This is a genomic window from Kitasatospora sp. NPDC059722, from assembly GCF_042733235.1.
Taxonomy (GTDB): Bacteria; Actinomycetota; Actinomycetes; order Streptomycetales; family Streptomycetaceae; genus Kitasatospora.
Genome location: NZ_JBHWGD010000026.1, coordinates 1 through 25,222 on the forward strand (window position 1 = coordinate 1; position 25,222 = coordinate 25,222).

The 25,222-nt window shown below is 74.4% G+C and carries 18 protein-coding genes, 1 tRNA gene and 1 pseudogene; 9 read left to right on the plus strand and 11 right to left on the minus strand.

Annotated elements, in window-relative coordinates; all coding sequences use genetic code 11:
* Window positions 1-136: 136 nt before the first annotated feature.
* Window positions 137-284 (minus strand): annotated as a pseudogene (locus ACFV4F_RS18465) (FHA domain-containing protein); the annotation flags it as partial.
* A 46-nt stretch (window positions 285-330) separates the two neighbouring features.
* Window positions 331-1,185 (minus strand): FhaA domain-containing protein, encoded by an 855-nt coding sequence (locus ACFV4F_RS18470; RefSeq protein ID WP_380439727.1) that lies wholly within the window; start codon window positions 1,183-1,185, stop codon window positions 331-333.
* A 435-nt stretch (window positions 1,186-1,620) separates the two neighbouring features.
* On the opposite strand from ACFV4F_RS18470, the gene ACFV4F_RS18475 reads away from it, so the two are divergent.
* Window positions 1,621-1,704: transfer RNA gene (locus tag ACFV4F_RS18475), tRNA-Leu, on the plus strand.
* A gap of 100 nt (window positions 1,705-1,804) precedes the next feature.
* Here ACFV4F_RS18475 and ACFV4F_RS18480 read toward each other — a convergent pair.
* Both ACFV4F_RS18480 and ACFV4F_RS18485 read right to left on the minus strand, forming a co-directional pair.
* A complete protein-coding gene (locus tag ACFV4F_RS18480) occupies window positions 1,805-2,962 on the minus strand; it encodes a sensor histidine kinase (protein WP_380439725.1) in 1,158 nt (385 codons plus the stop codon).
* Window positions 2,959-3,612, minus strand: a complete 654-nt coding sequence (locus ACFV4F_RS18485) for a response regulator (RefSeq protein ID WP_380439735.1) — start codon at window positions 3,610-3,612, stop codon at window positions 2,959-2,961. Before ACFV4F_RS18485 ends, ACFV4F_RS18480 begins: the two co-directional genes overlap by 4 nt.
* A gap of 339 nt (window positions 3,613-3,951) precedes the next feature.
* Here ACFV4F_RS18485 and ACFV4F_RS18490 point away from each other — a divergent pair, with 339 nt between their 5' ends.
* On the plus strand, window positions 3,952-5,781 hold the full coding sequence (locus tag ACFV4F_RS18490; protein ID WP_380503683.1) for a phosphatidylglycerol lysyltransferase domain-containing protein: 1,830 nt from the start codon (window positions 3,952-3,954) through the stop codon (window positions 5,779-5,781).
* 280 nt (window positions 5,782-6,061) lie between these two features.
* Complete coding sequence (locus ACFV4F_RS18495; RefSeq protein WP_380497454.1) at window positions 6,062-6,775, plus strand: hypothetical protein; 714 nt, start codon at window positions 6,062-6,064, stop codon at window positions 6,773-6,775.
* A 60-nt stretch (window positions 6,776-6,835) separates the two neighbouring features.
* Here ACFV4F_RS18495 and ACFV4F_RS18500 read toward each other — a convergent pair whose 3' ends face one another.
* Window positions 6,836-9,622, minus strand: a complete 2,787-nt coding sequence (locus ACFV4F_RS18500) for a SpoIIE family protein phosphatase (RefSeq protein ID WP_380503686.1) — start codon at window positions 9,620-9,622, stop codon at window positions 6,836-6,838.
* 265 nt (window positions 9,623-9,887) lie between these two features.
* Between ACFV4F_RS18500 and ACFV4F_RS18505 the strand changes: the two genes are divergently transcribed.
* From ACFV4F_RS18505 to ACFV4F_RS18525, 5 genes are all read left to right on the plus strand, one after another.
* The gene (locus ACFV4F_RS18505) at window positions 9,888-11,081 is read left to right on the plus strand and encodes a rhodanese-like domain-containing protein (RefSeq protein ID WP_380439719.1); all 1,194 of its coding nucleotides are present in this window, start codon (window positions 9,888-9,890) and stop codon (window positions 11,079-11,081) included.
* 104 nt (window positions 11,082-11,185) lie between these two features.
* Window positions 11,186-11,845: a DUF5819 family protein gene (locus ACFV4F_RS18510; RefSeq protein WP_380497457.1), complete on the plus strand. Its 660-nt coding sequence runs from the start codon at window positions 11,186-11,188 to the stop codon at window positions 11,843-11,845.
* 134 nt (window positions 11,846-11,979) lie between these two features.
* On the plus strand, window positions 11,980-13,194 hold the full coding sequence (locus ACFV4F_RS18515; protein WP_380439715.1) for an HTTM domain-containing protein: 1,215 nt from the start codon (window positions 11,980-11,982) through the stop codon (window positions 13,192-13,194).
* Window positions 13,195-13,203: 9 nt separating this feature from the next.
* A complete protein-coding gene (locus ACFV4F_RS18520) occupies window positions 13,204-15,381 on the plus strand; it encodes an FUSC family protein (RefSeq protein ID WP_380503689.1) in 2,178 nt (725 codons plus the stop codon).
* Window positions 15,378-16,163: a TrmH family RNA methyltransferase gene (locus ACFV4F_RS18525; RefSeq protein WP_380503692.1), complete on the plus strand. Its 786-nt coding sequence runs from the start codon at window positions 15,378-15,380 to the stop codon at window positions 16,161-16,163. Before ACFV4F_RS18520 ends, ACFV4F_RS18525 begins: the two co-directional genes overlap by 4 nt.
* 19 nt (window positions 16,164-16,182) lie before the next feature.
* Here the strand turns inward: ACFV4F_RS18525 and ACFV4F_RS18530 are convergent, their stop codons facing one another.
* From ACFV4F_RS18530 to ACFV4F_RS18550, 5 genes are all read right to left on the minus strand, one after another.
* Window positions 16,183-17,505 carry a peptidoglycan-binding protein gene (locus tag ACFV4F_RS18530; RefSeq protein ID WP_380503695.1) on the minus strand — a complete coding sequence of 441 codons (1,323 nt, stop codon included), beginning with the start codon at window positions 17,503-17,505 and terminating at the stop codon, window positions 16,183-16,185.
* Between the two features lie 231 nt (window positions 17,506-17,736).
* Window positions 17,737-18,657 (minus strand): pyridoxamine 5'-phosphate oxidase family protein, encoded by a 921-nt coding sequence (locus ACFV4F_RS18535; RefSeq protein WP_380503698.1) that lies wholly within the window; start codon window positions 18,655-18,657, stop codon window positions 17,737-17,739.
* Window positions 18,658-18,670: 13 nt separating this feature from the next.
* Complete coding sequence (locus ACFV4F_RS18540) at window positions 18,671-19,141, minus strand: VOC family protein (RefSeq protein WP_380503701.1); 471 nt, start codon at window positions 19,139-19,141, stop codon at window positions 18,671-18,673.
* Window positions 19,142-19,350: 209 nt separating this feature from the next.
* The gene (locus ACFV4F_RS18545; protein ID WP_380439703.1) at window positions 19,351-20,388 is read right to left on the minus strand and encodes a hypothetical protein; all 1,038 of its coding nucleotides are present in this window, start codon (window positions 20,386-20,388) and stop codon (window positions 19,351-19,353) included.
* Window positions 20,389-20,663: 275 nt separating this feature from the next.
* Window positions 20,664-22,829 carry a protease pro-enzyme activation domain-containing protein gene (locus ACFV4F_RS18550; protein WP_380439701.1) on the minus strand — a complete coding sequence of 722 codons (2,166 nt, stop codon included), beginning with the start codon at window positions 22,827-22,829 and terminating at the stop codon, window positions 20,664-20,666.
* A gap of 255 nt (window positions 22,830-23,084) precedes the next feature.
* Here ACFV4F_RS18550 and ACFV4F_RS18555 point away from each other — a divergent pair, with 255 nt between their 5' ends.
* On the plus strand, window positions 23,085-23,651 hold the full coding sequence (locus tag ACFV4F_RS18555) for a CGNR zinc finger domain-containing protein (protein WP_380503704.1): 567 nt from the start codon (window positions 23,085-23,087) through the stop codon (window positions 23,649-23,651).
* Between the two features lie 49 nt (window positions 23,652-23,700).
* Here ACFV4F_RS18555 and ACFV4F_RS18560 read toward each other — a convergent pair whose 3' ends face one another.
* On the minus strand, window positions 23,701-25,194 hold the full coding sequence (locus ACFV4F_RS18560; RefSeq protein WP_380503707.1) for an FAD-dependent monooxygenase: 1,494 nt from the start codon (window positions 25,192-25,194) through the stop codon (window positions 23,701-23,703).
* Between the last annotated feature and the right edge of the window lie 28 nt (window positions 25,195-25,222).

Genomic DNA, 25,222 nt, shown 5'->3' on the forward strand with positions numbered 1-25,222 from the left:
ACTCACCCGGCCCCCCCCGAGCTCAACAGTGGCTTTGTCGTCGGCAGCGTCCGCTGTGTAAACGCGCCCGGGCCCGGGCCCGGGGTCGGCGCGGGGCGTCCGGCGGCGGGAGCGGTGGCCGCACCGGCTCCGGGCGCGGGCGCGGCACCGCCGCGGCGCGAGGAGCGGGGGTTCACCTTGGTCCCGAAGAGGTCGCTGCGGATCACCTGGATCGCGACGATGACGAACAGCCACAGCACGGCCAGGAAGCCCAGCCGCATCACCGTCAGGGTCAGTTCGGACATGGCCGCCCCGCGTGTGGGTGAGCGAAGCGCGCGAACAAATCGGACACTACCCTTCGACCTGTCGGTAGACGATGGTGGTGGAGCCCACGACGATTCGCGAGCCGTCGCGGAGCGTAGCGCGCTGGGTGTGCTGTCCGTCCACCACGATGCCGTTGGTGGAGCCCAGGTCGAGGACCATCGAAGGGTTGCCGGGGCGGATCTCGGCGTGCTTGCGGGAGACGCCCGGGTCGTCGATCCGGACGTCCGCCTCGGTCGAGCGGCCGAGCACGCACGTGCCGCCGGAGATCTGGTGGCGGGTGCCGTTCACCTCGATCCAGGTGCGGACCGAGGCGCCGTGGCCGGAGCCGGGGAACGCGCGGACGTTGCCGCCCGCGGTCGGCGGGGCCGGGGGCATAGCGGGGGGCGCGGCCGGCGGCGGGGGCGCGCCGTACTGGTCGGCGCCCGGCTGCTGCCACGGCGCGCCGGGGGCCGGGGCGGCCGGCGGGCGGTCGTAGCCGGGCTGCGGCGGCGCGTACTGCTGGGGCTCCTCGGCCGCCAGGGTGCGGCTGCGCACCCGGTACAGGCCGGTGTCGAGGTCGTCGGCCTGCTCCAGGTTCACCTGGAGGGGGCCCATGAAGCTGTACCGCTGGGCCTCGGCGTACTCGCGGACCATGCCGGCGAGCTCGCTGCCGAGCTGCCCGGAGTAGGGGCTCAGGCGTTCGTGGTCGTGCGGGCTCAGCTCGACGATGAAGTCGTTCGGCACGACGGTGCGGTCGCGGTTCCAGATGCTCGCGTTGTTGTCGCACTCGCGCTGCAGCGCACCGGCGATCTCCACGGGCTGGACCTCGGACTTGAACACCTTCGCGAAGGTGCCGTTGACGAGACCCTCAAGTCGCTGCTCGAACTTCTTCAGCACTCCCATGGGGCACCCCCTTCCAGGGTTCGTTCGCCTGCCTGCCGACCGGGCCCCGGAGAGCCGGTCGTGCCTACTTGCGGTACTTCCGTACTGATCGTATCCACGCCGGGCCCATCCGTACGGTTCCCGGAACGCGTCGTGCCCGGGGGTGGGCTCGGACACACAGGGTGACGCATATCGGGTACGGCACGCCAGGTGTGCCCGTCGGAAGGGGGTTCCACGCTTCGCCCGGACGTTCGGGGCGCATCCGTTCGGACGCGCTCGGGTGGCGGACCGGGGGTGGAACCGTCCCGCCGGAACGGATTCGGAGGACTCCCCCAGGTCGTGCTACTGTTTTCCACGTCGGAAGGGCCGCCCGAGAGGGAGGCCGGAACGAAGAACCACGAGGGCCGCGAGGCGCTGGTGGGTCGGGGATCCGGTCGGCACGGAAGACGCACCCATGCGCGGGTGGCGGAATAGGCAGACGCGCTGGATTCAGGTTCCAGTGCCCGAAAGGGCGTGGGGGTTCAACTCCCCCCTCGCGCACAGCGAAGCCCCGCAGATCTTCGGATCTGCGGGGCTTTCTCGTTCTCCGGCGGGACCGCCCCGGGGCGGCGTCCCGGCGTCTCGGCGGTTGGCAGCCGGCTCAGGCGCGGGACGCGGGGAGTTCGGCGCGGACCTCGAAACCGCCCTCCTGGGTGGGGCCCGCGGTCAGCGTGCCGCCGAGGAGCTGGGCGCGCTCGCGCAGGCCCACCAGCCCGTGACCGCCGCCCGGCAGGGTCAGGGCGTCCGCCCGGGCCGGCCGCACCGGCGGGGGGTCGTTGCGCACCTCGACCCGCAGCCGCCGGCCCTTCGCCCGCACCTTCACGTGCACGGCCGCGTCCGGGGCGTACTTGGTGATGTTGGTGAGCGCCTCCTGGACCGTCCGGTAGGCGGCCCGCTCGACCGCCTCCGGCCACGGGCGGTCGCCGGGCGCCAGCTCGGCGTCGGCGGCCAGGCCGCTCTGCTCGATCAGCCGGGGCAGGTCGGCCAGCCGCGGCTGCGGGGCGAGCGGGGTGTTGTGGCGCGGGTCGCCGGTGCGCAGCACGCCGACCATCTGGCGCAGCTCGTCGAGGGTGCGCACGGACAGCTCGCGGATGGTGCGGGCGGTGGCCACCGCGGCCGGGTCGGGGGTGCTCACCTGGAGCGCGCCGGCCTGGATGCTGATCAGGCTGACCTGGTGCGAGACGACGTCGTGCATCTCGCGGGCGAGCCGGCCGCGCTCGCTGATCAGCACCCGCTCGGCGAGCAGCCTGGTCTCCCGCTCCTGGCCCCGGATCAGCTCCTCGACCCGGGCCGCCAGCTCCCGCCGGGTGCGGGCGAGCAGGCCGGTGGCGGCGGGGCCGGCGGCGAGCATGATCGACTGGATGGCGTAGAGCGCGGTGTCGCGGCTCAGCCAGACGGTCTGGTCGGAGATCGGCCAGTGGAAGAACTCGACGAGGGTGAAGAGGGTGCCGAGGGGGATGACCAGACGGGGGTTGGGGCGTTCGGCCGCCAGCGTGTAGACGGCCGTGATCGGGGCCAGCCAGATGTCGGCGACGTAGCTGCCGGGCATGGTGAGCAGCAGCACCAGGACCGGGAAGCGGCGGCGCCAGAGCAGCGTCACGGCGGCCAGCACCGACAGCGCCACCTGCCACCACGGGGCGTCCCGGGCGACCAGGGCCGCGTCCATCAGGGAGTACAGCGCGGGCAGCAGCAGCATCAGCCAGGGCGCGGTGCACCAGGCCGGCAGCCGTCTCGACGGCAACTGGTCGGCGGCGGTCATGCCCCGTCGCCGGGTTTCGGCCGGACCAGTCCGGCCCGGTGGGCGACCACGGCGGCCTGGACGCGGTTCGCGGCGCCGAGCTTGCCGAGGATCGCGCTGATGTGGTCCTTGACGGTGCCGGTGCCGAGGAACAGCCGGTCGGCGATCTCCGCGTTGGACAGGCCCTCGCCGAGCAGCGCCAGGACGTCCAGCTCCCGGCCGGTGAGGGTGCGGGTGAGCGCGGAGGCCTCGGCGTCCGGGCCGCCGCCGTCCACGTAGCCGCCGATCACGGTGCGGGTGACGGTCGGGGAGAGGATGTTGCCGCCGGCCGCGAGCACCCGGACGGCGTGCACCAGCTGCTCGGGGGCGGTGTCCTTGAGGAGGAAGCCGGAGGCGCCGGCCCGCAGCGCGGTGCCGATGTACTCGTCGGTGTCGAAGGTGGTCAGCATCGCGACGGCCGGCGGGTCGGGCAGGGCGCGGACCCTCCGCAGCACCGAGATGCCGTCGAGGTCGGGCATCCGGATGTCGAGCAGCACGACGTGCGGGCGCAGCCGCTGGACGTGGTCCTCGGCCTGGCCGCCGGAGCAGTCGCCGACCACCTCCAGGTCGTGGGCGGAACCGACGATGAGGCCGAGGCCGGAGCGGACCAGGATCTCGTCGTCCACGATCAGCACGCGGGTGGTGGTGATGGTGCCTCCTCGGTTGGGGCGGCCGGGTGGGGGCGGTCCGCGCGGGTCGATGTCGAGGGTAGGGGTAGCCGGGTCGGGCCGCCGAACGCATGGCGGGTCCGCACCCCCGCCGTTCGGCGGGGGCTGGAATCCGCTACCCGGTTCACGCGATTCTCACGTGAGGTGGGGAACCATGTTGGTGGCTGCCCTTTCGTCGGCCCGCTCCCCGGTGCGGGGGCCGGTGGGCCCGGGGCCGCCGGTCAGTCCGTCGGGCCCGTGCGGGCGCCCGGCGCCGGGCCGTGTGCGGATGCGCCCCACCATCTGATCGTTTGGAATTGAGCTGTGTCGTCCACTGTGAAGTCGGAGCCGTCCGCCACGTCCACCGGGCCCCGGCCCGTCGGCCCGCTCGACCGCTGGCGCCCGCGGGCCGCCGCGGCCTCCGTCTGGTACCTGCGGCTGATCGCGCTGCTGAACGTGGCGACGGTACTCCTGGTGCCGTTCCGTGACCAGGTCAGCGAGCACAACGAGGGCGAGTACTTCACGCCGTACCTGATGACCTCGGGCCTGGCCAGCGCGGTGCTGTCGGTGTTCCTGGCGGTCGCGATGCGGCGGCGCAAGCGGGCCGCGTGGATCTTCAACGCGGCGCTGGCCGGGATGTTCGCCCTGCTCTACCTGGCTGCCATGGTGCTGCCCGACGAGCGCTTCAACCGGCACCCGCTGAACTACATCTCCACGGTGCTGACCTGCCTGTTCGTGCTGGCGCTGCTGATCGGGCGCAAGGAGTTCACCTCCAAGGGCGACCAGTCCAACCCGAAGACCGCCGCCGCGACCTTCGTCGGCGGGCTGCTGTTCGGCGGCGGGGTGGGCGCGCTGCTGGTGTGGCTGACCAACGACCTGGGCGGCGCCGGCTTCTGGGACCTCTTCCGCTACTCCGTCGGCCGGATGATCACCATCACCCCGTCCGAGCACCTGCGCTCCGTGATCAACGCGCCTACCTGGGTGAACGCGGTGATCAACGCGATGGGCGCGGTGCTGTTCCTGCTCGTGCTGTACGTCGCCTTCCGCAGTCCGCGGGGCAAGGAGCTGCTGAACCCCGAGGACGAGGCGAAGCTCCGGACCCTGCTCGACAAGCAGGGCGAGCGGGACTCCCTCGGCTACTTCGCGCTTCGCCGGGACAAGGCCGTGATCTTCTCCCCCAGCGGCAAGGCGGCCGTCACCTACCGGGTGATCGGCGGGGTGTCGCTCGCCTCGGGCGACCCGATCGGCGACCCGGAGGCCTGGCCGGGGGCGATCGACGCCTGGCTCGCCGAGTCCCGCGAGCACGCCTGGGCTCCGGCCGTCATGGGTGCCTCCGAGGAGGCCGGCGTGATCTACGCCCGGCACGGGCTGGACGCGCTGGAGCTGGGTGACGAGGCGATCGTCGAGCTGGACGAGTTCTCGCTGGAGGGCCGGGCCATGCGGGTCGTCCGGCAGGCGTACAACCGGGTCAAGCGGGCCGGGTACACCGTGCGGATCCGCCGCCACGAGGACATCTCCGAGGCGGAGATGGAGCGGCTGGTGGCCAAGGCCGACGAGTGGCGCGACGGCGCGACCGAGCGCGGCTTCTCGATGGCGCTCGGCCGCCTCGGCGACCCGGCCGACGGCCGCTGCGTGATGCTGGAGTGCCACGACGGCGACGGCGAGCTCAAGGCGCTGCTGAGCTTCGTGCCGTGGGGCCCGGACGGGCTCTCGCTGGACCTGATGCGCCGGGCCCGGGACACCGAGAACGGCCTGGTCGAGTTCATGGTGATCGAACTCCTCCAGCGCGCCGACGAGGTGGGGCTCAAGCGGGTTTCGTTGAACTTCGCGATGTTCCGTTCCGTTTTCGAGCGCGGTTCGCGGCTGGGGGCCGGCCCGGTGCTGCGGCTGTGGCGCTCGGTGCTCGGTTTCTTCTCGCGCTGGTGGCAGATCGAGTCGCTGTACCGCGCCAACGCCAAGTACCGGCCGATCTGGGAACCGCGTTACCTGCTCTTCGAGAAGAGCAGCGAGATTCCGCGGATCGGCATCGCGAGCGCCCGTGCCGAGGGCTTCATCGTCGCGCCGAGCATGCCCGCCCTCTTCCGGCGCCGGCACTCCGGGTCCGCCGTGGTGGCGCCCCGGGTGCCCGTGGGCGCGCAGCAGGGCGAGGAGTAGTCCTCCGCCCGCTCTCCGCCGGGGGCGGGGGGCGGCGGACGGCCGGATGGGGGTGCCCTAGGGGGGATCCCCTCCCCCCTGAGGATGACCCTTATCCCCATCCATGCCGATGTGGATTTGTTAAGAGGCTTCTAATGTTGAGGTAGCTGAGAAAAGACTCAACGGTTCGGGGATTCGGGAGAGGACGGCTGTGATTCACAGGACCCACGCGGGGGGCGTGCGAAAGGGGCCGCTGGCGACAGCCAGAGCGGCCGCTGTCGCCGAGTGGGGGACGTTGTTCGTGACGGTCCGCGACCAGGTGGTGCGCAAGAAGTTCGCCGCCGTTCCGCTGGCCACCACGGCGACGTTTCTGATCCTGCTGTTCAGCATCGTGCAGCACCTGCCCGGCGGCGAGCGCTTCGTCAACCACATCGGTGTGGTGAAGGCCGCGCTGCCGCTGGACGTCTCCCTGCTGCGCACCCCGCTGTCGCTGTACGTCCCGGCGCTGGACCTGCCGGTCTGGGGGGCGCTGGCCCAGGTCTTCCTGGTCTTCGGCATCGCCGAGATCGTGCTCGGCCGTCGGATGACGCTGGTGGTGGCCTACGCCTGCACCCTGGCGGGCACGCTGTTCGCCCGGTTCGGCGTGGCGATCGGGCCGGACCACCTGTTCGGCTTCCCGAAGTGGGTCGCCTACGTGCGGGACACCGGGCCGTCGGCCGCGGTGGTGGCGCTGGCGATCTGCATCGCGTTCCGCTGCCGGGCCTGGTTCACCGCCGGGCTGGTGGTGGTCCTGATGGTCGGCGAGGCGGTCGTCCTGCCGAACCTGGCCGGTCTGGAGCACGTCGTCGCGGTGATCACCGCGCTGCTGATCGCCGTCTCGGTCGAGGTGTTCGGCGACTTCTGGCCGCGGGTGCTGGCCGGGGTCGGGGCCGCCACCTCGGTGGCGACGGCGGCCTCCCGCGAGGTCGCGGTGGAGGCCCGGCGGCGGACCTCGGCGGGCGCCGTCATCCCGTAGGGAGCATCGTTGCGGCCTTGAGCGGCCGGGTACCGGGCAGCGCGCCCGGTGCCCGGCCGCTCAGGCTTTCCGGGGGCCGTGGGGCAGCGGGAGCTCGAACCAGACGACCTTGCCGACCGCCTTGCGGGCGGTGCCCCAGCGCTCGGCGAGCTTGGTCACCAGGGTGAGGCCGCGGCCGGTCTCGCCGAGCTGCTCGGCGGGCTCCAGCGAGGGCAGGTTGTGGTTGTCGTCGCTGACCTCGACCAGGAGCTTGTCCACCCGGATCAGCTGCAGCCGGACCCGGTCCCTGGCCACCCGGACGGCGTTCGTCACCAGCTCGCTGACCAGCAGCTCGGTGGTGTCGCTGAGCGCCTCCAGGTGCCAGGCGGCCAGCTGCTCGCGGACCAGGGCGCGGGCCCGGCGGACCTCGCGGTGGTCGACGGTGAGGTCCCAGGTGGCCACCTCGGACGGGGCGACCCCGTCGAAGCGGGCCACCAGGAGGGCGACGTCGTCCTTGCGGTCGTCCGAGTGCAGGCGCTCCAGCACGACGTCGCAGGCCTGCTCGGGGCTCTGCCGCGGGTCGATCAGGTTGCCGCAGAGCGCGGCCAGGCCCGCTCCTATGTCGCCGCCCCTGACCTCGACCAGCCCGTCGGTGCAGAGCACCAGCATCGAGCCGTCCGACACGTCGATGGTCTTGGCGACGAACGGCACCCCGCCGACCCCGATCGGCGCGCCGGCCGGGATCTCCAGCAGCTCGCCGGTGCCGTCCGGGTGCACCAGGACCGGCGGGACGTGGCCGGCGCTGGCCAGCTCGCAGGTCCGGTTGATCGGGTCGTAGACCGCGTACAGGCAGGTGGCGAGGTGGTCGTCGCCGAGCTTGTGGGCCAGGTTGTCGAGGTGGCGCAGCAGCTGGCCGGGCGGCAGGTCGAGGGCGGCGAGGGTCTGCATCGCGGTGCGGAAGCGGCCCATCGCGGCGGCCGAGTGCAGGCCGTGGCCCATCACGTCGCCGACCACCAGGGCGACCCGGCTGCCGGGCAGCTGGATCGCGTCGAACCAGTCGCCGCCGACCTCGGCCTTCGGGTCGCCGGGCAGGTAGCGGTGGGCGATCTGCACGCCGGGGATCTGCGGCGGGCGGGTCGGGATCATCGAGCGCTGCAGCGTGGTGGCGACCCGGGACTCGGCGCGGTGCAGCCTGGCGTTGTCGAGCGACAGGGCGGCGCGGACGGCCAGCTCCTTGAGGGTCGCGGCGTCGCTCTCGTCGAAGGGGGTGCGGTCGGGCAGCCGGAGCAGCTTGAGGATGCCGAGCACGGTGCCCCGGGCGGAGAGCGGGACGACCAGCATCGAGCGGCCGGAGACCACCGGGGCCAGCCGGACGCCGCCGAGCGCGATGGCGTAGTCGACCGCGACGTCGTCGCTGACCACCGGGACGAGGACCGGCTGGTTCAGCTGGAGGGCCATCCCGGGCGGGGTGCGGCGGGGCATGCTGACCAGCGCGCCCTCGGACAGGACGTGGTCCCAGGCGCCGCCGGTCTCGTTGTAGACCAGGGCGACCCGGCGGAGCATCGTGTCGTCGTCCGGCCGGGCGGCGGGCAGCTCCGAGTCGGAGATCAGCCCGTCCACGAGGTCCACGCAGGCGAAGTCGGCGACCCGGGGGACCAGCACCTGGCAGAGCTCGTGGGCGGTGAAGCCGAGGTCCAGGGTGGTGCCGACCTTGCCGCCGACCTCGTTCAGCAGGGCCAGCTGCTCGCCGGCGTGGCCGTTGGTCAGGAACGGGCCGAGGCGGCCGCCGTGGGGCGGGCCGTCGGCGCCGGCGGGGGCCGGGACGGCGGACGCGGTGGTGTCCGGGGCGGTGCCCGGGGACTGGTCGCCGCGGGCGCTCCGCCCGACCGGGGCCGGGGCGAGGGCCTGGTGCCCGTTGGCGGACGATTCGACGGCGGCCGGCTCGATGGCGGCGCCTCCTCCGGTGGGGGACGGGACGGACAGGGCGGCCGGCCTGGCGGCGGGCCGTTCGGCGCAGTCGCGCTGGCCGGGCAGCGGGCCGGCCGGGCGGCCGCGGACGGTCCGGAACGTGCCGGCCTGCTCTGGCTGCGGTGGCGGGCCCACCCGGGCGGCGCGCTGCTGGGCGGTGGGGTAGCGGCGGCCGATCCCGGCGGCGGCGTGCGCGGCGCCGCACTGCGGGTCGGAGGGCAGCACCGGGAGCACGGTGGCCGCGTCCAGCCGCAGGGCGGGCAGCCCGGCGAGCTCCAGCGCCGCCACCAGCGGTGCCCGGTGGGCGGCGGGCAGGAGCCGGGCCAGCGCCGACGCCGCGGCGGAACCGGCGGGTGCTCCGCCGGGCGGGGTGAGCGCGGCGACCAGCCCGTGGAAGCCGCCCCGGGCGGCGGGGGCGGGCGCGAACGGCAGCAGCCGCTCGCCCAGCGCGAGGCGTGGTCCCGAGGTGCGCAGCGGGCGGGCGTCCGCGGCCAGGGCGAGCAGGCCGCCGGACGGGCCGGGCAGCGGGTAGGCCCACCACAGCACGTCGCGCAGGTGGTCCTCGCGGTCGGTGACGGGCATCTGGCCGGCCCAGGGCGGGCCGTCGGCGGTCAGCGCGGCCAGGGTGTCGAGGGCGTCGCAGCGGCGGCGGGCACAGGTGGCGCCGGCGGATCCGCGGGGCTCCATGGCGGGCAGCAGGCCCGAGGCGGGGCGGTCGCGGGCGACCTCGGCCCGGTGCCCGAAGAGCTCCTCGGCGGCCCGGCTCCACTGGGCGATCCGTCCGGCCCGGTCGACCAGGACGAGGGCGAGCCGGACCAGGGCGGCGACACCCGCCGGGTGGCCTCCCGGAACGGCCTCGGCGCCCGCCGGACGCGGTGTGGAGTTGGGCTCGTCCACCATGGATTCGGTCTGCTCCCGCCTGGCCGCCACGCCTGGAGGCGGCCGTCTCTCTGGAGGAAGGCACGCTGTGCGGATACCAGCGAAGCACGGACCGGGCCGGGCTCGATAGCGAAACGGGGAGATTCATCAGGATCGGTTGCACGCCGCTTGCCTCGCGCCGGTTCGTACCCCCCTTCCGCCCGGTTGACGCTTCCCGCGCGGGGGTAGGGTGGCAGGCCGGGCCGCCCGGCGGCCGAACGCAGTAGGGACGAGACAGAGGCGAGAAGTGACCGCGCAGATCCCCGTCCGCTGGACGGACCCGGAGCAGCAGGAGCTGGAGGAGCGGGTCGCCGCCGCCGAACTCGCCTGGCTGAGCATGGACGTCGACGTGCAGACGCTGCGGGTCGAGATCGACAACTTCGCGCTGATCCACCATCAGCTGCTCGGCCCGCTCTACGCCCGGCTCGACGAGCTGGACGCCCTGGTCGCGGAGGCTGTCGCGGCCACGACCGGGCGCCCCGAGGACGTCCGGCGGGCCGCCGAGGCCAGGCAGCAGGTCGAGGAACTCCCCGACCTGGACGCGCTGTTCGACTCCGTCCAGGCGGTCCGCGAGGAGCGCGGCGGCGAGGAGGAGGCCGTCCCGCCGCCGCCCGCCGCCCCGGCCAAGGTCCGCCCCGGACGGGAGGCCCAGCGGATCTACCGCGACCTCGTGCGCCGCGCCCACCCCGACCTCACCACCGACCCGGCCGAGCAGGAGCGCCGGGCCGCGTTCCTCGTCCGGGTCAACGAGGCCTACGCGTTCGGCGACGCCGGCGCGCTGGCCGGCCTGGCCGCCGAGTGGTCCACCGCGCCCGAGGCGGCCCCCGCGCCGGACGCGCCGGACCGGCTGGAGTGGCTGCGCCGCCGACTGGAATGGCTCACCGCGAAGATCGCCGAGACCGCCGCCGAGCAGGTCCGGCTGGAGCGCACCCCGATGGGGGAGCTCCTCGCGCTCGCGCCGCAGGACCCGGACGGGCTGCTGGAGCAGCTCGCCGAGGAGCTGCTGGCCAAGGCCGCGGACCGGCAGGCCGAGCTGGCCCGGCTGCTCGGCGATCCCCGGCCCCCGGTGGGCGACAATGGCACGGACCCGATCGAGCCCCAGGAGACCCACACGATGTTCCCGCAGATCCCCTCCGCCGACGCCGCCTCCGTGCCCGCCGATGCCGTCCTCCTGGACGTCCGCGAGCAGGACGAGTGGGACGCGGGCCACGTGGACGGCGCCCTGCACATCCCGCTCGGGCAGGTCATCGCCCGGCTCGGCGAGCTGCCGGACGACAAGCTGTACGTGCTGTGCCGCGTCGGCGGCCGCTCGGCGCAGGTCGTCCAGTACCTGGTGCAGCAGGGCCGGGACGCGGTGAACGTGGACGGCGGCATGTACGCCTGGGAGGGCGCCGGCCGGCCCATGGTCAGCAGCACCGGCCAGGACGCGTTCGTCCTCTGAACCCCGCTCCGACCCGTACGCACCCTTTGGCCCGGTAGGGCAGGATGGGCGCGCGACCGACCCGGGACGGGCCCGGCGGCGCCCGTCCGGCAGGGGGAGTGCGCATGGCGGACAGCACGGACACACCGGCCGGCGCGCGGGTCCGGTCGCGGCCCGCGCAGCTCGTTCTGGGCCTGGCCGCCGTGGTGCTGCTCACCGGGACGGGACTGTTCCTCGGCGCGGTGTTCCTGCACGTCGCGCCCGCCAACACGGTGTCCCGGCAGTACCGGGAGCAGATCGACGGGGTGGTCTACCCCGAGTTCGAGCAGAACTGGAAGCTCTTCGCGCCCAACCCGCTCCAGCAGAACGTCAGCCTGGACGCCCGGGTGCGGACCGTCGCCGGCGGCGGCGCCACCGAGACCCGCGACTGGCTCGGGCTGACCGCCCGGGACATCGCCGCGATAAGGGGCAACCCGGCGCCCAGCCACGTCGACCAGAACCTGCTGCGGCGGGCCTGGGACTTCTACGACGGCTCGCACAACCCGCAGGACGAGACGCTGACCAACAGCCGGGGCAAGCTCGCCGAGGAGTACCTGAAGCGCATAGCGCTCCAGCGGATCGGCCGGAGCGTGGACGGCGAGCGGATCCTGGAGATCCAGTTCCGGGTGACCTCGGCGACCGTCCCGCCGCCGTCCTGGAGCGGGGAGGCCCCGCCGCCCGAGCCGAAGACGCGGGAGCTGCCCTGGTGGCCGGTGGACGACGCGGACTTCCGGGGGCTCGGGTGAACGAGGTGTCGCAGCCGGAGGTCTCGCCGTCGGGGGTCTCGTCGGGGGTCTCGCCGCGGGAGGTCTCGCCGCCCGGTGTCGAACAGCCGCGGTTGGACGGGATCCCGCGCCAGGGCGGGCAGCAGGTCGTTGCCGTGTCAGCACCCGAGTCCGTGCCCGCGCCGGCCCCGGGTCCGCTCGCACGCGTCGGCCGGGCGCTGGAGGCGTTCACCGGGCGGGTGCTCGGCCGCCACCAGGCGGCCGTGGTGCGGATCGGCTTCGGGCTGGTCTGGCTCGCCTACCTGCTGCGCGAGTGGCCGAACCGGCGGGTGCTGTACGGCGACCGGTCGCCCTGGTCCCTGGACCTCGCCCGGCAGCTCCTCGCCGACAACGGGGCCTTCACCGTGCTGCCCTGGTTCGACGGGCGGCTCTGGTTCGAGGCGGTCTACCACCTGGCGGTGCTCGCCGCCCTCGCCGTGGTGCTCGGCTGGCGGACCCGGGCGAGTACGGTGCTCTTCCTGGTCACCGTGCTGTCGCTGCAGAACCGGGACGTCTTCCTCGGCGACGGCGGCGACAACGTCGTCCACCTGATGGCCGTCTACCTGGTCTTCACCCGCTGCGCCGAGGTGTGGTCGCTCGACGCCCGGCGGGGCCGTCCCGGGTGGGGCGGCGTCGTGCTCTGGGCCGTCCTCGGGGCCGTGCTGGCGGTCTGTCAGCTCGGTGGCTTCTCCGGGGACAGCCTGACCTGGACCTCCGCCGCGTTCCCGTACCTCGGGTGGGCACCGCTGTTCTGGGGGCTCTGGGCGGTGGCCGGGCTCTGGTGGGCGCTCGGCCGGCTGCGGCCGGACGGCGAGGTGCGGGCGGTGCTCGACGGGCTCGCGAACACGGTGCACAACTGCGCGATGCTGGTGATCGCCGCCGAGGTGGTGCTGATCTACGCGACGGCCGGCTGGTACAAGGTGCAGGGCACGCGCTGGCAGGACGGCACCGCGCTGTACTACCCGCTCCACCTGGACTACTTCGCGCCCTGGCCGGCGCTGTCCGCGCTGGTCGGCTCGGCGCTGGTGCCGGTGTTCCTGATCTCCTACGGCACGGTGATCGTGCAGGTCGCGTTCCCGTTCACGCTGCTCGACCGGCGGGTCAAGAACGTCCTGCTGGCGATCATGATGGCCGAGCACCTCGGGATCGCGGTGGTGCTCGGGCTTCCGGTGTTCTCGCTCGCGATGGTCGCGGCGGACGCGGTGTTCCTGCCGACCGGGGCGTTGCTCTGGGCGGAGCGGCAGGTGCGGCGGGTGCGGCCGGTCCGGCGGGGCGGTGCGGTCCCGCGGGAGCGGGAGCGAGAGCCGGTGGGAGCGGACGAGCCGCTCTAGGATGGCGCTATGTCCTGGTTCGCCGCGCTACGTGACACCGCGCGGACCGGACTCACCCTCGACCGGGCGCTGACCGACCCCAAACGGGCGGCGCGCGGGGCCGTCGCCGTGGGGCTCGTGCTGTTCCCGACCCTCGCGCTCGGCGGGCCCTCGCTCGCGACCTCGGCCGCGATGGGCGCGTTCATCGCCGGGACGGCCACCTTCCAGCGCAGCTTCCGGCCCCGGGCCAGCCTCGCCGTCGCCGCCGGGATCGGGCTCGGCACCAGCACCTTCCTCGGGTACCTGGCCGTCGGCGTCGTCGGGCTGTTCCCGGCGCTGCTCGCGGTGTGGGCCTTCGCCGCCGGACTCGCCTGGGCGATCGGGCCGACCGCCGGGGTGGTCGCGGCCAACACCGTCTCGGTGATGCTGATCGTCGTCCAGCTCCCGGTCGGCGTGCTCGCCGCGCTCGGCCACGGACTCGTCGCGGCCCTCGGCGGCGTCGTCCAGGCCGCCGTCATCACCCTGTGGCCGATCGGCAGTTGGACCGCCCAGCGGGCGGCACTCGCCGACACCTACGCCGAACTGGGCGACTACGCACGGCGGTTGCGACAGGACCCGACCGCGCACGTCGACCCCGCGCCGTTCATGACCGCCCGGCACGCCGCCGCCCTCACCCCCTGGCAGGACCGCCACCGGCCGCCCGAACTGCGCGGCCTGCGCGGCATCGCCGAACGCATCCGCCCCACCCTCGCCGCGCTCGCCGACCCCAAGGTCGGCGCGCCGGCGGAAGGGCCACAGCGCGACCGCGCCCGGGAGGTCCTCGCCGCGTCCGCCGAGGCCATGGACGCCCTCGCCCGGGCCATCAGGACCGGTGATCCCGTCCGCCTCCCCCGCACCGCGCCCGTCTACGCGCTCGCCGCACCCGTCCCGCTGGCCGCACCCGAGGCGGACGGGCGGCTGCGGGGTGCGGCCAAGCGCTCGGCCCGGCGGCTCGGCGGGCTGCTGCGCAAGGCCGCCGACACGCTGGACCGCGGCGACGTGGACACCGTCACGGTGCCCGTCGTCGGTGCCGGCGGCGCCCTGCACAAGCCGCCGCTGTTCCGGATGCTGCCCGCCGCGCTGCGGGCGGTGCGGCGGCAGGTCCGGCCGCGATCGGCGGTGTTCCAGCACGCCGTCCGGCTCACCGGGGTCGTCACGGCCGCGTACCTGCTGGCGCGGGCCGCCGGCTTCGAGCACGGCCACTGGGCGCCGATGACCGCCGCGATGGTCATGCGGCCCGACTTCGCCCAGACCTACAGCCGGGGCGTCGCCCGGCTCGCCGGGACGGTCGTCGGGGTCGCCGTCTCGACCCTCGTGGTCCAGCTGGCGCACCCGGGCGAGTGGGTGCTCGCGGCGCTGGCGGTGCTCTGCATCGGCGGGGCCTACCTGACGCTGCGGACCGGGTACGCGCTGATGACCGTCGGCATCTCGTCGTACGTCGTCTTCCTGCTCGGACTGCAGCCGGGCGACCCGCTGACGACCGCCTTCGAACGGGTCGGGCTGACCCTGCTCGGCGGATCCGTCGCGCTCGTCACGTACGCGCTCTTCCCGACCTGGCAGACCGCCCGGCTCGGCGAGCGGCTCGCCGAGTGGCTGGCCGCGGCCGGGCGGTACGCGGCGGCGGTGATCGACGGCTACGAGGACCCGGCGGCGCCGCGCGGACGGGACGTGCGGACGACGCTGCTGGACTCCCGGGAGGCGCGCTCCGAACTGCTCCAGGCGATGGAACGGGCCGACGCCGAACCGGGACGGCACGCGTCCGGACTGCCCGGGGTGAGCCGGCGCCGGATCGACCGGGCCAGGGCCGCGGTCGGACGCCTCGGGCGGGCGGCCGTCCTGCTGGAGGCCCACCTGCCGGCCGGCGACGCCGAGCCGGTGCCGGGGGCGGCCGGGTTCGCCGAGGAGCTGAGGCTCGGGACGGCGCTCGCGGCGGGGGCGCTGCTGACCGGGCGGCCGGTGGACTTCGGGGCGGTGCGGGGGGCGCAGGCGCAGTTGGAGAAGCGGCTGGCGGAGGTGCCGGAGGGGGTGCAGCGGGATGTGCTGTGGGCGGGGGTGCGGTTGCTGATGCAGGCGTTGAAGGAGCTGGAGCGGGCTTTGCGGGGGCGGGAGGACGTTCGGGGGGTGGACGCGGGTGGCGGTGAGCCCGCGGACGGCGGGGTGGAAGCATGAACGCCATGAACGGCATGAACGGTGTGGACGACGTGGTGCGCGGCTGGCGGGCGGTGGAGCGGGAGCCGGGGACGGTCCTGCTGGACGGGTTCCACCCGCTGAAGCACGCGCTGCGCTTCGGCGGGGAGGTCCGGCAGGTGCTGACCGCGGACCGGGCCGCGCTGCTGGCGCTCGCCGCCGAGCTGGCCGAGGACGTCGGGCCGGCGCTGGCCGGCCTCGCGGTGGAGGTGCCGGAGACCGCGCTGCGAACGCTGGCGCCCCGGCTGCACCCGACCGGGGTGATCGCGCTGGCGGTGCGGCCGTCCGCCGGGGCGAACCGGGCCGCGCTCGGGCACCGGCCCCGCCGCGCGCCGGTCGTGCTGCTGGAGAACCCGCGCAACCTGGGCAACGTCGGCGCGGTGATCCGGCTCGCGGCGGGCTTCGGCGCCACCGGGGTCGTCACCACCGGCGACCTCGACCCCTGGCACCCGACCGTCGTGCGCGGCAGCGCGGGCCTGCACTTCGCGACCGCGGTCGAGCGGCTGGCCCTGCCGGAGCTGCCCGCCGGGCCGCTCTACGTGCTGGACCCCGAGGGCGTGGACATCCGCACGCTGGCGTTCCCGGACGACGCGCTGCTGGCGTTCGGCACCGAGCGGCACGGCGTCTCGGCGGAGCTCAAGGCGCGTGCGGACCACCTGGTCGCGGTGCCGATGCAGCCGGGGGTGTCCAGCTTCAACCTCGCGACGAGCGTCGCGATGGGGCTCTTCCACTGGATGTCGGGGCGCCCGCCCGGCCGCGGCTGAGCGGGCGGGCGCCGGGGCGTCAGGAGAACAGCCGCCGCCACGTCTCCGGGCCCGGGTAGCCGTCGGCGTCGGTGCCGCTCCAGCCCTCGGCCTGCTGGAAGGACTGGACGTTGGCGCGGTCGCCCTCGCCCCACTGCGGGCCGGGGCCGACGGTGTAGGCGCCGCCGAAGCCCTTGCGGACGAGCTGCTCGCCGAGCTGACGGACGGAGTCGTTGTTCGCGCCGGGCCCGAACCGGTCGGCGCCCGGGTACGCGGGTGCGCCGCTCGCGGGCGGGGGCGGGGGTGGCAGTGGGGCGCCGGCGTCGATGCTCCGGCCCTTGCCGTTGACCAGGTAGTCCCAGGTGTCCTTGCCCGGGATGCCGTCGGCCTCGCCGCCGCGCCAGCCCTGGGCGAGCTGGAAGGCCTCGGTGGCCTTGCGGTCGGCCTCGCCCCACTGCGGGCCCGGGCCCTCGGAGTAGAACCGGGTGCCACCGCGCTGCACGAGCATCCGGCCGAGCTCGGTGACGTACGCGTTGTTCGCGCCGGGGCCGAACTTGTCGGCGCCGGGGAAGGCCGTCGAGGGGGTGCCGTCGTTGCCGGCGCCGGAGAGGCCGGTGTAGCGGTACGGGACGTACGAGCCGGGGTTGTTCCAGTACGCGTACGGCGTGCTGCGCTTCGTCGTGCCGGGGGCGGTCTGCTCGTAGGCGACGTAGCGGGTGCGGGTGGAGTCGGTCCAGCCGCCGAAGATCGTCGCGTGCGAACCGGCCTGCGGGTTGGCCGGGTTGTTGTAGATCAGGACGTCGCCGGGCTGGAGGTCGGCCTTGCCGATCCGCTCGGCGAAGTTCGGCAGGGTCCAGGTGGTCTGGCTGCCGTCCAGGCCCCAGGCCATCGAGACGAAGCCGGAGCAGTCCTGCCGGTAGCCGTCCGACCAGTAGCGGCCCATGCCGTACGGCACCCGCTGGTCGACCCAGCTCTGCGCGCGCTGGATGATCCGGGCCCTCGTCACCGGTTGGGCGGAGGTGCGCGGGGTGGTGTCGGTGCCGCCGTCGTCCTCGCCGTAGAGGCTGCTGACCTCGCCCTGCGGGTTCTGCGGGGTGGCGCTGCTGCCGCCGCCCGGGTTGGGCGCGGGGGCGGCGACCGCCGCCGTCGCCGCGGCCGCGCCGCCGCCCATCGCGGTGCCGACGGCGGCCACCAGGACCGCCGCCCGGCGGCGGACGCTGCGGGCCGCGGCGTGCCCGCCCTCGTGCACCGGGGCGGCGTGCAGCCGGGCGCGGCGGCGGGCGTTGCAGCCCCCGCATATGCAGTCGTCGCCGGGTTCGACCTCGACGAACTCCAGCAGCGGGGACGGGTCGGCGCCGGTCATGGTCCACCTCTTCCTGGTCGGTCTGACGGTGTGGCAGGACTGACCTTCCCGGGCCGGTTCCGCGTGGTACCGGGACCAAGGTCCCAAAGCGGGCGGGCCGCGGCGCGGCGGGCTGGGCCGCGCGGGTGACGGCCGTTCGGCGGCCCGGGCGTGGCGGGGGTGGAGGGGAGACGGTAGTGCCGGCACCGGAGCTGACGGTGGCTCGGCCGGTCGGCGGGATCAGTCGGCGGGTCAGTCGACGGGGTGCGGGTTGGCCGGGGAGTACTCGGGGTCGGTCCAGGCCAGCGGGGTGGCGTCGGCGAGTTCGACGACGCCGGTGACGGCCAGTTCGACCATCCGCTGGGCGCCGGGCACGCCCGCGCGGGCCCCGGGGGACCAGTCGGTGCGGGCCTCGCCGGTGACGAGCAGGGCGCCGCCGGTCTCCCAGTCGGGCAGGAGGAGGCCGGCCCGCGGGTCGAGCTCCAGGTTCCCGAGCGTCATGAACATGCTGTTGCCCTGGTACTCCGGCCAGACCAGCCGGTCGGGGGCCGCGGCCCGCAGGAAGCCGGGGAAGCCGCCCCGGTGGGACGCGTCCACGCCGCCGTCCGGGCCGACGGTGGCGACGAAGAACGTGTCGGTGGTGGCGGCGGTCAGCCGCTGCGCGGTGGAGAGCGCCGGCCCGGCGGACACGGCGCGCGGGGCGCCGGCGGACGGGCGGTCGAGCGGGGTGCGGCGCTGGATGTACTTCGGGCAGTTGGAGACGACCTGGTCGGCGGTGATCACCAGGCCGTCCCGGCGGTCCGGCACCGAGCGGCCGTTGAGCCGCATCCGGCGCCGCCCGGCCGGGTCGAGGGCGATGGTGCCGACCCGGGCCGGGCCGGCCAGGGCGGCGGCCAGCGGGTCGTCCCCGGCGGGGCGGGCGGCGACCGTCATGGTCCGCTCGTCGCCGGCCTGGAGGAAGCCCGGGGCACCGGCGAGCTGGGTGGCCCAGACCCGGCCGTCCGGGTCGGCGGCGCCGACCACGAGCGTCCGGCGCTCGGTGAGGAAGCGGGCGGCGACCGGCGGGATGGTGCCGCGGATCGCCCGGCCGGCGTGGTCGGCGCGCTCCCGCACGCCGGCCAGCGCCTGGGCGGCGAGCTCGCCGGGGTGGTAGGGCGTGACGGGGGTGGTCACGGCGGCCTCCGGCCTAGAAGAAGCCGCAGGTCGGGGCGTCCGCCGTGGGCGCTGTGGCGCCCGTCGCGGCGACTCCGGCGCGGGCGTAGATCTCCAGCCGGATGCCGTCGGGGTCGGTGAAGAAGATGCCGCCGGAGTCCGAGCCCTCGCCGTGCGGCACGACCCCGTCGTACGCGAACTCGGCGCCGAGCTCGCGCAGTCGGTGCTCGGTGGCGCGGACCTCGTCGAGGCTCTCGACCTCGAAGGACAGGTGGTGCAGGCCGGGGGAGGCGGTGGCGAAGGTGCCGGTGCTCTGTTGCCAGAGGGTGACCACCAGGCGGCCGTCGCGGCCCATCAGGGCGTAGCGGCGCTCGGCGTCGGTGCCCTCGTGCGTCACCTGGACGCCGAGGACGGCGCGGTAGAACGCGATCGAGCGCTCCAGGTCGGTGACGTTGAGGCCGACGTGGCCGGTCTTCAGGGTGTGGATCAGGGCGGGGCTGGACATGCCTGGACGCTCCCGTGGCTGGGTGGTCCGGAGGGGCTCGTGCCTAACCGGTACTCATGAAGTTAGTGGTTAGGTGATGGAGCGTCAACCAGTATCAGGGCATGCAGGGGTTAGGTGGTGGCGGCATGAGGGCGCGGCGGTGTGAGGGCGCGAGGGCGCGACTGAGCGGGAAGGGGGGACGGGAGTGGGAGTGGGGAGCCGCGCGGCGGCTACTCCCACTCCCACCGGATGCCGATGTGGCCCGGCTGCTGGTCCGGGGAGAGCACGTGGGCGCTCGCGGAGGCGCCGATCCACAGCTGCTCGCGGCGGCTGTCGACGTCCTCGCCCGGGTCGCGGTCGTACCGCTCGCAGTGCACCGGGACGGCCGCGGGGTCGAAGTGGACCTGGAGCACGTACTCGCGCACCTGGGTCGCGAAGCGGCGGCTGTACTCCAGCGTCGGGCCGCCCGGCGGGATCTCCACCTCGTACTCGAAGACCGTGCTGTCGCCCAGGCCGAGCGGGCGGTCCAGCATGATCTCGCCGACGGTCAGCCCGGCCTCCGGGCGGCGGCGGACGCGGCCGAGCCGGCCGTGCCGGACCGAGGTGATCTCGGGGCAGCCGGTGGCCTCCTCGTCGGCCTTGTGCACGACCAGGCAGCGGCCGACGCCGGCGACGGTGGCGCGGACCACCTGGCGCATCCGCAGCAGGTTGCCGCGGCGATGGGCGTCGACGTAGTACGAGTCGTGGATGCTCAGCCGCTCCAGCTCGCCGGCCGGCGGGGCGTCCAGCTCGGCGAAGATGTCGGCGATCTCCTGCTCGCCGGGCCAGACGTCCTCCAGCCCGAGGTGGCAGGTGTTGGCGGCGGCGGCCCAGCGGCCGCGCGGGCGCGGCGGGCCGAGCAGCGAGGACAGCGAGCTGTGCGGCAGGCCGAGCAGTTCCTCCAGCAGGTGGACGGCGCGCAGCGAGCTGGCCCGCTCGGGCTGGCTGCGGCCGCGCCGCCAGTAACTCAGCGTCGTGACGCTGACCCTGACGCCGCGTTGGGTGAGCGCCGCCCGGATCCGGTCCAGGCTGAGGCCGCTGGCCTCGATCGCCAGGTGCAGGGTGTCCGCGAAGCCGCCCGCGGTGGCGGGCCGGCCGGCGGCCGGCGATCCGGCGGGCGGCAGGGCCGCCGGTACCGGCGCGGGCGCGAGTACGGGCGGGCCGGTGCGCTCCGGGCGCTCTTCGACCAGCCGGAGTCGCGCGGCGTCCTGGGGCTGCTGTGCGGCCATGCGGTAACCCTCCCCACCAGGTGAGTTCGGCGGGACCGGGTCGGCGCCGGGGCGCGCCGCCAGCGGCTTCACCGAGCTTTGGGGAACCCTATGCACGGTCGAGAGGCTACGTCATCCGTCGTGCGTATGACAGTGGTCACGGGAGGTGAACCGCAGGGTTAGCGATCTTGAAACATTGCGGAAACACGCATCGTCCCAGGTGGTGACGTATAACACACCGCCGGGGCGGGCCCTGACGGCGCCGCCCCGGCGGGGTCTCGGTTACCAGAAGGTGATCAGCCGACGTTCAGGGCGACGTCGTCGATCACGAAGCTGGTCTGGTTCGAGCCGTCCTCGGTGCCGGTGAACTTGAGGGTCACGGTCTGGCCGGCGAAGGAGGTCAGGTCGACGGTGCGCTGCACGTAGCCGGCGGCCGCGTCCACGTTGGACCAGGTCTTCAGCGTGGTCGAGTTGGCCTGCAGGGTCAGCGTGTCGTACGCGGTGCTGCCGCTCTCGGCGGTGTCGATGTGCAGCCAGAACGTCAGCGACGCGGACGTGCAGCCGGCCGGGATCGAGACGGTCTGCGACAGGGTGTCGGTGTGCGAGCTGCCGTAGCCGTCCAGCCAGGCCTTCCAGCTGCCGCCGTGGGCCGGCTGCGAGCTGCTGTTGTCGACCACGCCGCTCGACGTCGTCCACGGGGCCGCGGTGCCGGACTCGAAGCCGCCGTTGCCGATCAGCTGGGCCGCGGTGCAGCCGCCGGTCGGGGGCGGGGTCGGGGTGCCGCCGCCGCCGAGCAGGGCGGTGGTCAGGGCGTCCGCGACCGGGGAGCCCCAGCCGGTGACCTGGTCGTAGCCGGTCTTGGCCGGGAAGTCCTGGTTCGAGCCGGTCTTCACGTCGTGGAACGTGCTGCCGTAGCTGCTGCTGTTGGCGACGGCGTACAGGCGCGGGCTGGCCTCACCGAGGGCGGACTGCCCGGCCGCCTTGGCCTTCTGGTTGAACTGGGCGGCGTAGCCGGACCACAGCGGGGCGGCCGCGCTGGTGCCGCCGTAGACCTGCCAGGCGCCGGCGGTGTAGATCGCGAAGCCGCTCGCCGGGTCGGCGTTGGAGGCGACGTCCGGGACGGTGCGCATGGTGCCGTTGACGCCGGTGCCGGTCTGCCAGGTCGGCTTGCTGAAGACGGTGGACACGCCGCCGCCGGCGGTGCTCCAGGCGCTCTCCGAGGAGTAGGCGTTGCCGGAGACCTTGAGGTTGGTGCCGCCGACACCGGTCTGGTGCGGGCTGGAGGCCGGGAAGTCGACGGCCTTGACGGTCGAGCCGCTGGTCGAGCGGGTGCAGTCGCGCGAGCCGTCGTCACCGGAGGCGGAGAAGATCGAGATGCCCTGCGCGGCGGCCTGCTTGAAGGCGTTGTCGACGGCGGTCATCGAGGCGGCCGTGGTGTCCGGCTCGCAGGAGCCCCAGGAGATCGAGATGACCGAGGCCTTGTTGTCGGCCACGATCTTGTTGGCCATGTCGATCTCGCCCTGGTCCGAGTTCGGGGCCTCGTAGACCAGCTGGGTCGCCTTGGGGGCGGCACCGCGGACGATCTCGCTGTCCAGCTCGACCTCGCCCTGGCCCTGGCCGGGGGCGGAGTCGTAGTTGGCGCCGTCGACCGAGACCGTGGAGACGGCCGGGCCGGAGAGGCCGTACTGGCTGTCGTAGGTGGTCAGGTCCGAGGACGTGTAGCCGTCGAACTCCCAGAGGGCGACGGTGACGCCGGTGCCGTCGGCGCCGGTCTTGTCCAGGTTGTAGGCGCCGTCGTACTGGGCCGGGCCCACGCCGTTCGGGGTGGCCGAGGCCGCGTTCGGGGTGACGGCGTGCGGGGTCGCCAGGCGGTTCTTGCGGACCGCGTGGTTGTCCAGGCCGTGCACGCCCTGGACGACGTCGGCGAGGTCGGCCGGGACGGAGGCGGCCGCGTCGTTCGCGTAGAACGCGCGCTGCAGCTGCGGGTCGACGTAGGAGCTCTCGTGGGTGCCGAAGGCCTGCGAGACCTGGTCGTTGGTACCGCGGGCGCTGACGACCTGGCGGTTGGCGCTCACCTCGGTGACCGTCAGGCCCTGGCCGGCGAGGTAGGCCTTGACCTGGTCGACGGCGGCCTGGGTCGGGCCGAACCGCTGGTTGAACTGCTCCGGCGTCAGGTAGTGGCCGTACTCCGGGGTGCCCGGGGTGGTGACCGCCGCGAGGAAGCGCTCCAGCTCGTCGGCGTTGCGGAGCTTCAGGCTGACGGCGACCGAGATCTGCTGCTCGGCGGGCACGTCGCCCTTCTTCTCCGAGTGGGCCACCGCGGGGTTCACGGTGTTCGGCAGCTCGATGCGGGGAGCGGCGTGGGGGGTGGACGCGGCCTGCGCGGTCGTGACGCCGAGCGAGACGGCGGTCAGCGGCAGCACGGCTATGGCGGCCGCGAGGGCGAGGGTGCGGGGGCGCAACGGATCCTCCTCTGGCCGGATGTGGGGTCCGGCAAGGGGCACTTGACGCTCTGGGGTAGAACGCTGGCTAGAACATGACAGAACAACTCCGGGGATTGGCTCATGGTCAGGCAATTCGTTGCTAAAAAACAGTCAAGTGTGGAACGGCGGAACGGCAGGTGTTTCATACAGTGAATGATCGGAAATTCGGCGGTGGTCCACACCAGTTGGGGCTTCCGGGACGGCCGTAGAATCGCGTGGAGCCGAGGGAGAACGATGACTGACGTGAAGGCGGACCCGAGGGACCCCCGCCCGCTGATCGGCGAGCCGCTGGCGCTCGACCTGCTCAACACGCGCTGGGCCGGCACCCCCCTCAACGACCTGCTCGGCGAGCCCGACGGGTACGGGATCTGGCTCTCCTCCGCCGGGCTGGGCGAGCGCTGCGAGGCCGACGCCGCCGGGCTGGCCGCGGTGCTCAGGGCCCGTGAGGTGCTTGGGGCCGCGGTGCGGTCGCTCGGTGAGAACGGGGAGTTGGGCGGGGCCGCGCGGGCCGGGCTGGACGAGGTGCTCGCCCACGGACGGATCCGGCGGACGGCCGGCGCGGGCGGCGCGGAGGACCGGATCGAGGTCGACGAGCCGCAGTGGCTGGCGGCCTGGCTCGCGGTGGACGACTTCCTCGGGCTGGTCGCGCAGGGGGCGCACCGGGTGCGGCAGTGTGCGCACGACGCCTGCATCCTGCACTTCTTCGACGCGTCGCAGAACGGGCGGCGGCGGTGGTGCCGGATGGCCGTGTGCGGGAACCGGGCGAAGGCGGCCCGGCACTACGTGAAGGCGAAGGGCTAGCGCGGCGTTCTCCCGCGCCCTGCACGGGGCGCGGGAGAACGAAGGGTCCTCAGTTCGTCGTCGGGGCGCCGAGGTGGGCGGTGAGGGCCTCGGTGACGTCGCGGTGGCCCGGGTCGACGGCGGCCCAGGCGGCGTAGCCGTCGGGGCGGATCAGCAGGACGGTGTCGCGCAGCTTGCCGTGCGGGTCGGCGGGGGCGGTGGTGACGAGCCGGCCGGCCCAGGGGGCGGCGGCGCTCTGGACGTCGTTGCTGACCAGGACGAACTTCCCGGCGCGCAGCGCCTCGTAGAGCCGCTCGGGTGCGGCGGGCTCGTCGTCGCGGGGCTTCTCGATCGCGGTCAGCCGCAGGTCGGGGACGCGCTTGCCGACCAGCGGGTGGGCGTCCTTCGGGGCGGGGTAGGCGATGTCGATCCCGGAGACCAGCCGGGCGCCGCGCTCGGTGACCGGGTCGAGGTGGCCGCCGAGCGCGGTGAGCGCGCCGCGCAGGGCGCGGGTGGGCGCGGACTCGGCGAGGGCGAGCCGGATCAGGGCGCCGGAGGTGCGCAGGACCATCTTCCCGACCGGGTGGCGCTCGGTCTGGTAGCTGTCGAGCAGCGCGTCGGTGGCGTGGCCGCGCAGCACGGCGGCGAGCTTCCAGGAGAGGTTGGCGGCGTCCTGGAGGCCGGTGTTCATGCCCTGGCCGCCGGCCGGCGAGTGGCAGTGCGCGGCGTCGCCGGCCAGGAAGACCCGGCCGGAGCGGTAGTTGGGCACCTGGCGCTCGTCGCTGTGGAAGGTGGAGGCCCAGCGGGCCTCGTGCATGCCGAAGTCCTCGCCGATGGCGGCCTCGGTGATGGCGGCGATCCGCTCCAGCGAGGGGGTGGTGCCGTCCGGGACGCGCTCGGTGCGGTCCCAGGCGATGACGCGGTGGTAGCCGTCGCCGAAGGGGGCGAGGAAGGCGAAGCCCGCGCTGCCGGCGCCGACGGTGATGGTGTTCTCGGGCTCGCGCTCCAGCCGGACGTCGGCGAGCAGGACGGAGTCGACCACGGACTCGCCGGGGTACGGGACGCCGAGCAGCTCGCGGACGGTGGAGCGGACGCCGTCGGTGCCGACCGCGTAGCGGGCGCGGTGGGTGGTGCCGTCGGCGGTCTCCAGCGTGACGCCCTCGGCGTCCTGCCGCAGGCCGGTGACCTCGCTGCCGCGTACGATCGTCGCGCCGGCCCCGACCGCGCGCTCGTGCAGCAGCCGTTCGACGTTGTACTGCGGGGTGATCAGGACGAACGGGAAGCGGGTCGGCAGGTTGCCGAGCTCGACGCCGAAGCGGTTGAACATCTTCAGCGAGGTGAGCGGCCGGCCGGTGGCGATGAGGTCGTCGGCGAGGCCGCGGGCGTCGAGCATCTCGAGCGTGCGGGCGTGCACGGCGAAGGCCCGGGTGAGGTTGGACTCGGCGCCGCGCTTCTCCAGGAGGGTGACGGCGAGGCCGGCGGCGGCGAGGTCGCCGGCCAGCAGCAGGCCGGTCGGTCCGGCGCCGACGATCAGGACGTCGGTGACGGTCTGCTTCGCGGTCATGTGTCAGCTCCCGGTGGTCGGAGGGCGG